Source organism: Desulfogranum marinum (assembly GCF_016918565.1).
Lineage (GTDB): Bacteria > Desulfobacterota > Desulfobulbia > Desulfobulbales > Desulfobulbaceae > Desulfogranum > Desulfogranum marinum.
This window is the reverse complement of record NZ_JAFFQD010000012.1, coordinates 39,676-52,552: the sequence shown is the minus strand read 5'-3', so window position 1 is coordinate 52,552 and position 12,877 is coordinate 39,676. Positions and strand designations below refer to the sequence as shown.

The window sequence follows — 12,877 nt, the reverse complement described above, 5'->3', positions numbered from 1 at the left end:
GTTATTTAACAATTTCTGCACATTGCAAAATTTCTTCCCCTAAATATCACCCTTTCCAGGTGATTGCGACCAGCCCCATGTTTAGGATAATATTTCTTTATACTGTCAATAGGCCAATACTATTAACAAATAGAGCCTTTGTCATTTCATCATTCCCCCCCACGGTGCAAGGGAAGTCCCCTTTTATAGAGCATGCTGATAAGTTGTTTATATAAATTTTGAAACACTATTAGCGGCCTTAAAGCCAAAACCATTTAGCGTAAACAGACCTCTGATCTTAACCAAGGAGAATTGAAATGAGCGAAAATCACCAAAAGACCCCCTACGAACAATTCAACGCTGAAGTACCAGAAAACTTTCCAAGTGAGAGCATGTCAGCAAGGGCTGCTGCGGCACTGGTAAGGAGTGAATGTTGGACCGATGCAAATCCAATGCTCAACCTGTCTTCTTTTGTAACAACTTTTATGGAACCTGAAGCTCTTGAAATTTTCAAAGATGGTTCATTTAGGAATTTTGCTGATCCTGATATGTATCCGCATACAAAGGATACAGAGAATAAATGTGTAAGGTGGCTGCATGATCTCTGGAATGGTCCAAAAGATGCTGAACCGTATGGTTCGGCAACGATTGGTTCATCGGAGGCTTGTATGCTTGCAGGGCTTGCTCACAAGTGGAACTGGCGTGAAGCTCGTGAAAAAGCTGGCCTTGATGCGAGTAAACCAAATATGGTCACTGGCGGTAATGTGCAAATTGTGTGGAAAAAGTTTCTTAAATATTTTGATGTAGAACCACGCATTGTACCGCTGAAACCAGGAAATTATATACTGACTGCTGAACACCTGGATGAGTATGTTGATGAAAATACAATTTGTGTTGTAGCCATCGCGGGACAGACTTTTACAGGCGAAGATGATGCGTTCCAGGAAATCCATGACTGGCTGGATGCCTATGAAGAAAAAACAGGTATTTCCATCCCCATGCACATTGATGGTGCTTCTGGCGGTTTTGTGAATCCTTTCCTCTACCCCGAATATAAATGGGATTTTCGTCTTCCCAGAGTTCAATCTATCAATGCCTCTGGTCATAAATTTGGTCTCGTTCCTCCAGGATTAGGTTGGGTGGTTTTCAAGGATCGCAAGGTGTTTAATGAGGACCTGGTCTTTTATGTGAATTACCTTGGCGGAGAAGCCGCGACCGCAACCTTAAACTTCAGCAAAAGCTCAGCAACGGTTTTGGCTCAGTATTACAACATATTACGCTTGGGGAGAGAAGGCTATACCCGTATCATGAAGCAAACGGTTGAGAATGCCGAGTATTTAAGAGAACGGCTTGTAAAAACTGGTAAATTCAAGATCATGAATGAAACCCAACGTATTCCTGTGGTTGCTCTTACTTTAGATGAATCCATTACCAAATATAATGAGTTTGATATCTCCAACAAAGTTCGAGAACGCGGCTGGATCCTTTCTGCTTACTCAATGCCACCAAATGCACAAGAGGTAAATAGTTTGAGAATTGTTGTACGTCCTCACTTAAACAGAGATGCTGCAGAAATTCTAGCAAGTGATATTGAAAGAGCATGTGAATTTTTAGAAATACATGGTGGAAATGCAACACCACCAGAACTTCATGATCCCCTTAAGACTTCACCAGCAAAGTGCTAGATTAGTCTGAATCTATTACATTGGTTTACCCCTTAAACGATCACGTTATTTTAACGTGATCGTTTTTTAACTGAGTTATGGTGGATGAAATATGAAATTTCCTAGAAAAACTTCTATGAAAAAGATGTTTACTTTGCGTCGCTGCAGCTCCGTCCTCGCTAGCGTCTGCCTGCTATTACTTGTAGCTATAGGAAGTGGTTTAGCAGCTGAGGCTGTTGCCGAAAAATCTTTTGGCCCTGTTGGCTGGATGTTGAACTATTTAGCCCAAAATCCTTTTGCTTATCTATTTTTAGCGCTGGCAATAGGCTACCCACTGGGTCGCGTTACGGTGAAAGGTATTAATCTTGGTGCAACTGCAGGGACGCTCGTTGTTAGTATTGGTATTGCTCTTGCTGCGAGTGCCCTATTTGGCATTACTTATGATATTCCAGGGTTAGTAGAAGATATTTTTCTGATGCTCTTCATGTATGCTTTGGGAATGAAAGTTGGCCCACAGTTCTTTTCCGGATTGGCTCGTGGTGGGCTTGATTTTGTTGTTATCGGCTTGATAGTGGTCTTTTCAAATTTTCTAATAGTTTTTTTCGGCGTAAAACTTATCGATCTTGGACCGGGGTACGCTGCAGGTATTATCTCAGGAAGTTATACGGTTACTGCTGTTATGGGTGTTGCACAATCAGCTGTAAGTAGCGGGGCTTTTAAAATTCCTGAAGGGATCACTGCTGATATGGTTGGCGCCAATATGGCTGCAGGATATGCTATCAGCTATGTCCTTTCGTCAATATTTATAATTTTGCTCATCAAATATTTACCCAAGATGTTTGGTCATGATCCAGTGGAAGCAGCCAAGCAGGCTGAAGAGGAGTTTAGTGGTGGTGAAGATGGTGGTGCGTTGCCGGGTACAGCTGGGGCTTCCATTCTCGGGTTTACTGATAAACAGATTCGCTCCTACCTGGTTGAACATGAAGAGTTGGCAGGTCAATCAGTGCACGATCTGTTTAAAAAATATCCCCATGCAGCAATATTGAAAGTCGTGCGCGGTGATGAAGTTCTTGATGCGCAAGATAACCCGACCATTCAAATGGGTGACATTATTGGGGTCATGGGCGAATATTCGGTTCTACTCTCAGGTTCGGAAAAAGTCGGAAATGAAGTTGCCGAACCCAGAGCAAGGATGGTCGATATAGAGGTGGCAGACATTCACGTAGGTAAATCAGATTATGCTGGAATGACCTTACAGGAGCTTGGAGCTGAAATTGGGTTTGGTGTTCACCTTAAATCAATGTTTCGTGCTGGGGTCGCTATTCCTCATCTTCCAAAAACTGTAGTTGAAAAAGGGGATGTGCTTCGTTTGGCAGGACCTTCCTGGTGTGTGAATCAGGCTGCTAAAGCACTCAAAAGTGTACCAATAGTTGAGAGCGCCTATACCGAGATTTCCTTCATGTCTGCCGCACTGGTGATGGGCTTTATTATTGGTCATGCCAGTTTAGAACTTGGTGGTATACCCTTTGCTCTAGGAACTTCTGCAGGCTGTATGTTGATGGGTATCCTGGTTTCATGGTTGCGAACACGTAACCCTGATTTTGGTGGTCCAACAAGTGAGGGCGCACGAGCATTTTTAAATGATATCGGCTTGAGTCTTTTTGTCGCGGTTTTAGGTGCAGGAGTTGGTCCTAAGATTATGTCTTCTTTCCAGGGAACTACTGTAATCTGGATTGCTATAATTGGTTTGCTTGGAGCGTTGGTTCCTCCTTTTCTGGCCTGGTGCTATGGCTATTACATCAGAAAAATGAACCCAATTATTCTGGCTGGCGGATGCGCCGGTGGACGAAACAGTACCCCAGCATTAAACGGAGTACAGGATATATCTGGGAGTGCCATTTCTGCTGTAGCTTACCCTGTCCCTTATGCACTTACCTCTGCTATTGTTCTTATTCTAGGGTACATAGCCATGGTATTTTCATAGTCGCTTCAAGGTTTTCGCACAATCTCATAAGGGGAATCGCTGGAAATTTGATCAACGGTTTCCCTTTATGTGAATAATATCCATCCATATTCTTTATACCAGATCATTTACATGAAGAGGTTATATGTCAGATAACAAACAAGTAGTGCGTATTGCTGTTAACGTAATGCGTACACGTCTGACAGTAATTGGCTTGAACATCGCTATTGTTTCATTTCAAATTAGTCAGTTATATAGTATGTCTGGGGGAGTTAACCTGCCAGGTGTAGATCATCAGGTACACGTACGAGCTGACATTGCTCTGTATTTAGCTTTATCCCTTTCTCTTATTGCCCTCGTTGCTTTTCTAGCTTCCAGTTCTCATGACGAGGTCGGTTATTGTGATCACTGGTCTTTTATTGCAGGTGATCTACTGATGTACCTAGGCCTGGCCTATACAATAACCGGTTTCTTTGCACCTTTGTTTGTCTCTTTTAATTTGTTCGGCGACGATCTCCCGTCCCAAGTTACTCAAGTAATAATTTTTCAGAAAACTATTCTCTTTTGTGGCGCTACTGCCTGGTTTCTGGCCATGTATGTTGGTCCAATTATCACCCTTCTACGTTCGCCATTTTCAAGAAGGGCCAATGTGTCTTTGGGCATATTTTATGTGGTGGTAATTGTCTTACTTTCTTGGGTTAATTCTGAGGCTTTAATGTTTGAGAACGAAATGATGAACGCTAGTGAAAAAACAGTAAAACATATTTATTTTTTGCTTGAATTGGTTCAGCCACTTATCTGGTAAACATTTTTGTTTTTAGGTCATGACAAGAATAAATCTTCCTCACTTATTTTTAACAACAAACTTTCAACAAGGATAAACACCATGAAATTTCACTTTAAACATATTGGTATCATACTTGGATTTATTTTTATTTTTCAACTCGCTGTTCATACTGGAGAAGTCCTGGCAGAGGACACCGGGATCGTTGCTGTTTCAGATGGAGCAGTGGCGGTAGATGTTATTGTAGGCATTGACAAAGAAACGAGAGTGGTCACCCTCAAGAACTCGGCGGATGAAGAGTACAAATTTACCGCTGGCCCAGAGGTGAAAAATTTTGACCAGCTCAAACGAGGCGACTTGGTCATTGTCAGTTATTATACCGGCCTGGCCATAGCTCTTGAGCCTAAGGGCAGCGAGTTGGAGGAACGTGGTTCAGTTATATCTGTAGAAAGGGCAAAGGAGGGTAAAAAACCCGGTATGAAGTTCATGGCCAGTACCTATGTGGCTGCAGTTGTAGCCAAAATCGACAAGAAAAATAAGGTTGTGGTTTTGGAGGAATCCGATCATTTACTGGCCTTAAAGGTTGGAGACCAGATTGATATTAACCGTATTGAAAAGGGGCAGGAAGTAGAGGCACTGTATGCGGCAGCCTATGCCATAGCTGTTGAGCCGGCCCCAAAAGTTTCAGGAACAGTAGAAATAAAGTCCAAATCGGTTGCCGTTGGTGTCGGCGTAACCTGGGGCGATGGTAGTCTGACCATGTATGATGGATCAACCCATGAAATCTCAATCAGCGGCCTGAGCGTTATTGACGTCGGTATTACTGCCATCGAGGCAACTGGAGATGTCTATAAACTGGTTGAAGCAAAAGATATCGAAGGTATGTTTGTTGCAGGTGAAGCCGGAGCCACCTTGATTGGCGGTGGATCTGTAATGGCTCTTAAAAATGGTAATGGCGTTGTTCTTAAATTAAAATCAACCCAGAAAGGTGTTCGTCTTACTATGGCTGGTCAAGGGCTGAAAATTAAGCTCAAATAGTGAGCAATAATTTTCAAGCAATTTCAATGTAATGCGTTGATATATACCCAGGTTTGCAAAACAAAATTGTTGAACGTTGTAACCATTACAAATCGTAGCTGAAAATACTGTTTGTCTGCAGGGTATATATCATATAGATGAGTTTTTTTATAGTGTTACAAGCAAAGGAGTATGTAATGAAAAAACAAATATTACGAGTAAATGCACTTACCATTGTGATCACTGCTTTTGTTCTAATGACTGGTTACGGTCATCACGCAGTGGCAGCAGCCCCAAAGTTGATTTGTTCTTCTGCTGAAGCGATAGCCTGCGATAAGCAGCAGGAATGCATCAGAGGACCCGTTGATCTGGTTAATTTACCATTATTCTTTGAAGTCGACTTTGGCAACAAGGTTGTAAATAGCTTGACCGAAGCCGGAGAAAAACGTACCTCGCCGATTACAAATGTTCAAAGTATGGATGGCTATAAAATTGTTCAGGGCACGGACGTAGATACTGGTTGGAGTATGTTAATCAATGACCGGACTGGTTTGATGACTCTTGGGATCACAGCCCCGGGAGAGGGATTTACTATTTTCGGAGCTTGTGTTCTCTATTCTGAAAAGTAACAACCTGGGCTATGAGGGAAAAATATCGTTTGGCTTCAAAACAACGGGTAGTTACCTGTGCACCCAACTTGGGAGGTAAATCGGTGAAGCATTTATTTAAAATTATTGTATTCAGTATGGTGATTTCATCACTGTTATTCATTACATCGCTGGAGGCTGTTTTTGGTAGTCAAGTTTTGGATAACACCATCCGTGGTGCTGCAAAAGGGGCTATTATCGGCGGTATTGCCGGCGATGCCGGCAAGGGTGCGGCTGCAGGAGCGGCAGGAGGGGCTCTTTTCGGTGATGTGACCAGACGTCCCGGGTCTCAAACCACTCTTGCCGGAGATGCCGTATCAGGTGCTGCCAAAGGGGCCATTATTGGTGGTATTGCCGGTGATGCGGGTAAAGGTGCGGCCGCAGGGGCTATTGGCAGTGCCTTGTTTGGTGGCATACGCAGAAGCCATAACAGGTAGTTAAAAAAGATTAAACAGTAACGGATTGTTTTTATATTTAAACGATAAATGTCTATATCTATGGAGAGAAGATGGATCAAAAAAAGGGCAATAACAATACCATGAACGTCAAGACAGCAAACTGTTTGTTTGCTATCGCAACAATTGTGATATTGTGTGCAGCTTCTCCAAGCCATGCCAGTGATCTTGCAATACCACTGGAGTTGGGCGAGCCTAATTTCTTTGGGGTAGGAATTGGTGGGTACCCGGACTATTTTGGCTCTGATGATTATACTTTTGGCGGTGCCCCAATTGGAAAAATCATGATCGGCGATGAGCGGTTTATTAAAATTGTGGTCAATGATGTTAAGGTCAATCTTATAGATCATAAAAACTGGCGATTTGGCCCAGGTCTGTTTTATCGATTTGGCCGTGATGAAGACGTTGATGATGAACAGGTTGCGATGCTCGAAGAAATTGACGGAGCACTTAATCTTGGAGCTTGGGGAGGCTACACGTGGAGGGACCCTGATAATTCACGCTTGCAGTTTGGTGTTAGTGGCTGGACTTACTGGGATGTGAGTGATGCCACCGATAATGGCTGGACAGTGGGTGCCAATGCATGGGGTCTCGTACCAGTTGCGACTCCTGTATCACTTGGTTTTGGAGCCGGTACAACCTGGGGCAACGATGATTATACCAGCACATATTTTGGTGTTTCTCAAAAAGGGGCAATGGTCAGTGGACTACCCGCCTTTGACGCTGGAAGCGGCATGCGTGATATTCGTATATGGGCTGTAGGAATATTGCATCTGAGTAAAAAATGGCATGCAGGGGCAGGCCTTCTTTATTCCAGAATGCTAGGTGATGCTGCCGACAGTCCCATTGTAGACGAACGCGGTTCAAAAGACCAATGGATATATGGAATAGGAATGTTGTATTCCTGGTAAGTTACATCTAGGTCTAAAAGTCCAAAACTTTGCATTTTATAAACAAACTGTTGCACTTTGGGAGTCATAATTAATTTTCAAGCGAATAAATTATAATTTTTTTGAGACGTTGTTTCAATATTAGGTGATTAATATATGGATATTTCATCAATGCTTATTGCAATAATCATTTATCTCGGAGCAGCCACAACTTGTGTTCTTGTATTTGAGAGGCTTGGTTTTGGAGTGATACTCGGTTGCATTGCTGCAGGCATCATCATAGGACCCAATACCCCAGGTCCTATTCTCTCCTCATCAGTATCAGAGTTACAGAATATTGCAGAGCTTGGTGTTATGCTTTTTTTATTTACAGTCGGCCTGGAACTTCGTCCCCAGAAAGTTTGGGCGCTACGGCGATTGATATTTGGACTAGGCTCAGCTCAGATGATTCTAACTGCAATAATAATGACCGGTTATCTCATCATATTTTTTCATACGCCATGGGAATCGGCAGTGATTGTCGGGCTTGGCCTCAGCATGTCATCTACAGCTATTGTTATGGGCACATTGGGAGAAAAAGGTGAACTCCCCACTGAACACGGACAAACAGCTTTCGCCGTGCTTATGGCGCAAGATCTCTGGGTTGTGCCGGTTATGGCATTAGTGCCTATTTTGGCCCATAGTACTGGGGAGGCTGATGCTATTCCTCTTTGGCAAACAATTTGTAAAGTTGCAGGGGTAATAGCAGTCATTTTACTCTCAGGCCATTATCTACTGCCACGGGTTCTCGGTTATTGTGCCAAACATCGGCAAATAAATGCCTTTGCGATGGTGTTATTTCTGGCGGTGATCATAGCAGCATGGATGGTTGATTATGCAGGAATATCGATCACATTAGGCGCTTTTTTACTGGGAATGCTCCTTTCGGCGTCTGATTTCAGATACCAGATCGAAGCAACGGTAGCTCCTTTTAAAGAGACACTTATGAGTCTTTTTTTTGTGACAGTTGGAATGTCTATTGATGTAAATTCACTAATCAACAACTGGTCAACCCTTTTAGTTCATGTTCCAATAATTGTGGGTTTTAAATGTATGGTGATAAGTGTAATCGCACTTGCGTTTGGTATAAAACGCGCTCCTGCCATTAGAACAGGCTTTTATTTATCTCAGGTCGGAGAATTTTCCTTTGTACTCTTTGCTGCAGCAGCAGGGACAGAGTTGTTGAGTAGCGAGGGGCATACTCTGGCAATGCTTGTTATAGCCGTTAGTATGATTCTGACTCCAATAATGGTCAAAACAGGTAACAAAATAGCCGATCTTTTTCTAGCCAAATTACAAACTCTGGTAGAAGGCCCGGCCGAGGGCCTTGAAAGGCATGTCGTTGTTATCGGCTTTGATGAGGTCAGTCAGCTTATAGCAAAAATGCTTGAAAAGGCCAATATCCCATATGTAGTTTTTGATAAAGATTTTGCCGTTGTCCAACAAGGAAAAGCGAGTGGCTACAACGTTCATTTTGGTGATATGAATAGTTTTGAGACCCAGAGCGTAGCCGGTTTCAGTAAGGCAAATGCCGCCTTTGTCAATGCTTCCAGTCGGTCAAAAACCAAGGCTTTGGCCATTAGCTTACATCGTCTTTATCCTGAATTAAGCATTTATGCCCGGGTGCAGACGTTAGCTGATCAATCCTATTTGGTTAATAATGGAATAACCCATGCTCGAACCTCATATATTGAAAGCACAATGGTTGTAGGTGGAATTTTGCTTAAAAATCTTGGGGTTAAAGAAGAAAGTGTAAATGAATTAGTTACGTTTTTTCGTAATAACGATTATGAGTTAGTCGGAGATGGTAGTGTGTCATCTGACAACAATTAAATAATAATAAGCCCGTTTACGAGTAAATGGGGTAACGCTGATAATTACATTATTTCGCCTTTTCCATTTAAAAATTTGCATAAAAAACAGAAGGATTGAATAGTTCCATATGGGTACGCCAGCTAATATACTTCTTCAGCAGTCTTACAAGAGTTACTAATAACCCTCTCTGATGATTGGCTGAAGGAACCGCACTTGCTACCATATTCTTCAGTTATAGGCGGATATCTGCACCTGAGATATCAACTACAAACCCGGCAAGATGATCTTCAGGCAACCAGTCCTGTAGAAAAGGAGGCAAGAGAAATATAGTATTTCTGCCTATGGTTAAAGTTTGTGCTCATGGATGTTATGAACATAAACTAGTTACAATCATCAAATCACATCAAAAATGTCGACAAATACCAAATCGCCGCATTGTCAAATTTAATTTATTTACAATTAGTCAGCTAACCCCCCCCTTACTCTTGCTCATAATCTGCAAGGGTGAAAGCTCGACAGGCTACTAGCGATATTAGTGATGAATAGCAGCACTCAATTGTATTTCTTTTTTCTGGGAAGTGTTGCGACTACAGTGGTGAGGACGCTGACCTATTTGGTCGGACCATCAGGCGACGATTATTTGTGTGTCGACCTAATCAACGACATGCTATTCAATACCCCTGACAATAGGATAGATATGCCGGACTCTGCAAACGGAGTACCTGTATTCTTCGATATCATTAACCTTTCAAAGGGCGGTTCACCACGATGAAAAACTTCATTCTTTTCATTCTTTTACTTAACAGCATGGCTATTTCCCACCCTGCAATTGCACAACAAAAAATACTCTCCGACATCGACCTCATGGTTGGTTACTACGGTCGACCTGATGCGCCTTCATTAGGTGTGCTAGGTCAGCATTCGATTGAAGACCTCGTGCCTATAATCAGAGCGAAAACAAACGAATACGCCAAAATTACCGATTATAATAATATAACCCCAGCATTTCACTTGATATACGGTCTGGCAACCTATGAGCCTGGAAGCGACAAAGATTATGTTATTCCTTTATCAAAAGAAAAAGTAATGCGATACATTAACGCGGCAAACAATGAAGGGTTTGCTGTTATCATAGATATGCAATTGGGGAAATTAACACCTCTGGAAGCAGTCAAGCCTGTTCTACCTTACCTGAAACACGAAAACGTGCATCTGGCGATCGACCCTGAGTTCGAAGTTAAAAGCCTCGACGTCCCACCAGGTAAGGTAATCGGGCACATTTCCGGAGACGATATCAATCAAGTACAATCTGCCATGACAGAATACATGAAAGAGAACAATATTGCTGGGAATAGGATATTGATCGTTCATATGTTCAGGAAAAGCATGGTAAAGGAGCCGGAAACAGTCAAGAACTTTGAAAATATTGACTTGATAATGAATCTCGACGGACATGGCTCACCACAATTGAAGGTAGATATTTACAATGGCCTCTATTCAGAAGTTGCTGCAGAAAGGGTCGCTGGCGGTTTTAAACTTTTTTTCCAGGAAGACAAACCATCAATGATGAGCCCGAAACAGGTTCTGGGAATGGAGCAGGTAGGCAATACCAAAATCAAAGAACCACCCCAATATATCAACTACCAGTGATGGAATGAGAATGGAACTGATGTTATGAAAGGAATAAGTAATATAATTGCATTGCTTCCGGATGAAGAAACAAAACAGTTTCATGCCGAGGTCCTGCCTGAAAACATAGGAATGCTCGCGGTCTTGCTCAAGAGTAGATGCCCTCACAAAGAGAAATATGATGACGAAATATAGCAGCATGTCGTGCTTTCTCTAGTATAAAATGATAGGCGCTTGCAGTATTTGAACAGTTTGATTTTTTTTCAACATTTCTTGAGGAGTAACTAATGGAAGCAATAGTGCTATTACTCAATTCTCAACCATTTATTACGCTTTTTCTGGTAATCGGTATCGGTTACGCTGTTGGCCGGATCAATATTGGCGGATTTTCACTCGGTATAGGCGCTGTTTTGTTTGTCGGTCTGGCGTTCGGAGCTTTTGCACCGGAGTCTGCCCCCCCTGGTCTCCTGGGGCTCATCGGCCTCATCCTGTTTCTCTATGGTATCGGCATTCAATATGGAAAACACTTCTTTGCCGGCCTTGTAAGCTCGTTCGGTATAAAGGCCAACCTTCTTTCAGCGGTGGCAGTGATAGTCGGCTGTGCTGTGGCTCTTATTCTGGGACGGCTCATGGGATTCTCGAATGACTTCGGTGCTGGGATGTTTGCCGGATCCTTGACAAGTACCGCCAGCCTTCAGGCGGCCATTGATGCAACTTCAAATCAAGACCCGGCAGTGGGTTATGCTGTTGCCTATCCATTTGGGGTTTTTGGACCAATGCTTTTCTTCTATCTCACCTTTCAGATGTTCAAACCAAAAGTGGTCGCACCATCACCGAAGCGTCTGACAACAGGCGAATTACGGGTGGGGGACCGCGGTCTTGGGGGCAAGACTATCGCCCAGGTATTGGAAAAGGCACCTGATGACCTCAAGTTGCTGATGATCAAGCGGGACGGGGTTAACATGCTCCCAGATGCCGACCTCGTTCTCAAGGATGATGACCTTCTTTCAGTTGCAGGCTATCCAGAAACGATTGGAGAAGTAAATCTGGCGGACAGTGAGGATGTTCGTAGCGATCGACGTCACCTGGACTATGTGCGTGTTTTCGTTTCCAAGGAAAAATTTGTAGGCATGAAGCTTACAGAACTCGAAATTCCGCCAGGCGTCGAGGCCGAGATTATTCATGTACGCCGTGGTGATATAGATCTGATCTCCAAACCCGACCTGCTTATTGAGTACGGAGACCAACTCGGTGTACTCATTGAGTCCGGTAAAAGGGAGAGTGTCAGTCGTTTCTTTGGGGATTCTGTAAACGCGGAATCTCAGTATAGCTTCGTGTCAATGGGACTTGGGATGGCCTTAGGCGGTCTTATCGGACTGATTCCCATACCTATCCCTGGAGTCGGCATGGTTAAGCTTGGTCTTGCCGGGGGCGTGTTGATCATCTCTCTCATCCTGGGTTATTTTGGCCGGCTTGGGCCATTTAATTGGAACATGCCACCTGTTGCCAACGTCATTTTGCGTAACTTTGGGCTTACGCTCTTTCTTGCCGGCGTCGGAATTTCCTCTGGTGCACCGTTCATAGAGAACATTGCCGGGGCAGGTCTCAGTCTGTTTGCGGCCGCAATTATAGAGGTAGCGGTGGTTGTATTGACTATTATTCTGGTGGGATACTTTATTCTTAAGATGAGCTTTGACGACTTGCTTGGCATTGCCTCAGGCGCGACCGGCAACCCGGCGATTCTAGCATATGGCAATCAACTTACACCCACAGGTAAGCCGGATATCTGCTATGCCATGATTTTCCCTGGAGTGGGAACAGTTTTGAAGATTATCCTGGTACAAATTATGGTTGCAATGGCGTCCGGCGGAACACTGCCACCAGGGTAACCAAGCAGGGGATTCATGGAAAAACACAAAGGACAATATTATGAAGCCTTAACAGTTGTTAGAGGCTAACGATTTAATTCACTGGATCATATTTTTATTTTATTCG

General features: G+C 43.3%; 11 protein-coding genes. All 11 read left to right on the top strand.

Translation table 11 applies throughout. The features are described 5' to 3' along the window. Window positions 1-296 precede the first annotated feature (296 nt). Complete coding sequence (gad, locus tag JWH17_RS08650; RefSeq protein WP_205222199.1) at window positions 297-1,664, top strand: glutamate decarboxylase; 1,368 nt, start codon at window positions 297-299, stop codon at window positions 1,662-1,664. A gap of 247 nt (window positions 1,665-1,911) precedes the next feature. Continuing rightward, entirely contained in the window at window positions 1,912-3,627 is a 1,716-nt protein-coding gene (locus tag JWH17_RS08645; protein ID WP_369125051.1) for an aspartate:alanine exchanger family transporter, read from the top strand. Between the two features lie 124 nt (window positions 3,628-3,751). Next, on the top strand, window positions 3,752-4,411 hold the full coding sequence (locus JWH17_RS08640; RefSeq protein ID WP_205222197.1) for a hypothetical protein: 660 nt from the start codon (window positions 3,752-3,754) through the stop codon (window positions 4,409-4,411). 81 nt (window positions 4,412-4,492) lie between these two features. Next, a complete protein-coding gene (locus JWH17_RS08635; protein ID WP_205222196.1) occupies window positions 4,493-5,428 on the top strand; it encodes an EipA family protein in 936 nt (311 codons plus the stop codon). Between the two features lie 176 nt (window positions 5,429-5,604). Beyond that, complete coding sequence (locus tag JWH17_RS08630) at window positions 5,605-6,036, top strand: hypothetical protein (RefSeq protein WP_205222195.1); 432 nt, start codon at window positions 5,605-5,607, stop codon at window positions 6,034-6,036. Window positions 6,037-6,119: 83 nt separating this feature from the next. Then, the gene (locus tag JWH17_RS08625) at window positions 6,120-6,491 is read left to right on the top strand and encodes a glycine zipper family protein (protein WP_205222194.1); all 372 of its coding nucleotides are present in this window, start codon (window positions 6,120-6,122) and stop codon (window positions 6,489-6,491) included. A 71-nt stretch (window positions 6,492-6,562) separates the two neighbouring features. After that, window positions 6,563-7,420, top strand: coding sequence for a MipA/OmpV family protein (locus tag JWH17_RS08620; protein ID WP_205222193.1), 858 nt, complete (start codon window positions 6,563-6,565; stop codon window positions 7,418-7,420). Between the two features lie 135 nt (window positions 7,421-7,555). Next, on the top strand, window positions 7,556-9,271 hold the full coding sequence (locus tag JWH17_RS08615) for a cation:proton antiporter domain-containing protein (RefSeq protein WP_205222192.1): 1,716 nt from the start codon (window positions 7,556-7,558) through the stop codon (window positions 9,269-9,271). 750 nt (window positions 9,272-10,021) lie between these two features. Then, window positions 10,022-10,903 (top strand): hypothetical protein, encoded by an 882-nt coding sequence (locus JWH17_RS08610; RefSeq protein ID WP_205222191.1) that lies wholly within the window; start codon window positions 10,022-10,024, stop codon window positions 10,901-10,903. Between the two features lie 24 nt (window positions 10,904-10,927). Beyond that, window positions 10,928-11,077 carry a hypothetical protein gene (locus JWH17_RS08605; protein WP_205222190.1) on the top strand — a complete coding sequence of 50 codons (150 nt, stop codon included), beginning with the start codon at window positions 10,928-10,930 and terminating at the stop codon, window positions 11,075-11,077. A 92-nt stretch (window positions 11,078-11,169) separates the two neighbouring features. After that, window positions 11,170-12,771 carry an aspartate:alanine exchanger family transporter gene (locus JWH17_RS08600; protein WP_205222189.1) on the top strand — a complete coding sequence of 534 codons (1,602 nt, stop codon included), beginning with the start codon at window positions 11,170-11,172 and terminating at the stop codon, window positions 12,769-12,771. Window positions 12,772-12,877: the final 106 nt, after the last annotated feature.

Coding starts and splice junctions, on each gene's coding strand:
- JWH17_RS08610 (WP_205222191.1), top strand. CDS start 10,022: ATGAAAAACTTCATTCTTTTCATTCTTTTACTTAACAGCATGGCTATT.
- JWH17_RS08640 (WP_205222197.1), top strand. CDS start 3,752: ATGTCAGATAACAAACAAGTAGTGCGTATTGCTGTTAACGTAATGCGT.
- JWH17_RS08615 (WP_205222192.1), top strand. CDS start 7,556: ATGGATATTTCATCAATGCTTATTGCAATAATCATTTATCTCGGAGCA.
- JWH17_RS08620 (WP_205222193.1), top strand. CDS start 6,563: ATGGATCAAAAAAAGGGCAATAACAATACCATGAACGTCAAGACAGCA.
- JWH17_RS08630 (WP_205222195.1), top strand. CDS start 5,605: ATGAAAAAACAAATATTACGAGTAAATGCACTTACCATTGTGATCACT.
- JWH17_RS08600 (WP_205222189.1), top strand. CDS start 11,170: ATGGAAGCAATAGTGCTATTACTCAATTCTCAACCATTTATTACGCTT.
- gad (WP_205222199.1), top strand. CDS start 297: ATGAGCGAAAATCACCAAAAGACCCCCTACGAACAATTCAACGCTGAA.
- JWH17_RS08605 (WP_205222190.1), top strand. CDS start 10,928: ATGAAAGGAATAAGTAATATAATTGCATTGCTTCCGGATGAAGAAACA.
- JWH17_RS08635 (WP_205222196.1), top strand. CDS start 4,493: ATGAAATTTCACTTTAAACATATTGGTATCATACTTGGATTTATTTTT.
- JWH17_RS08645 (WP_369125051.1), top strand. CDS start 1,912: ATGTTGAACTATTTAGCCCAAAATCCTTTTGCTTATCTATTTTTAGCG.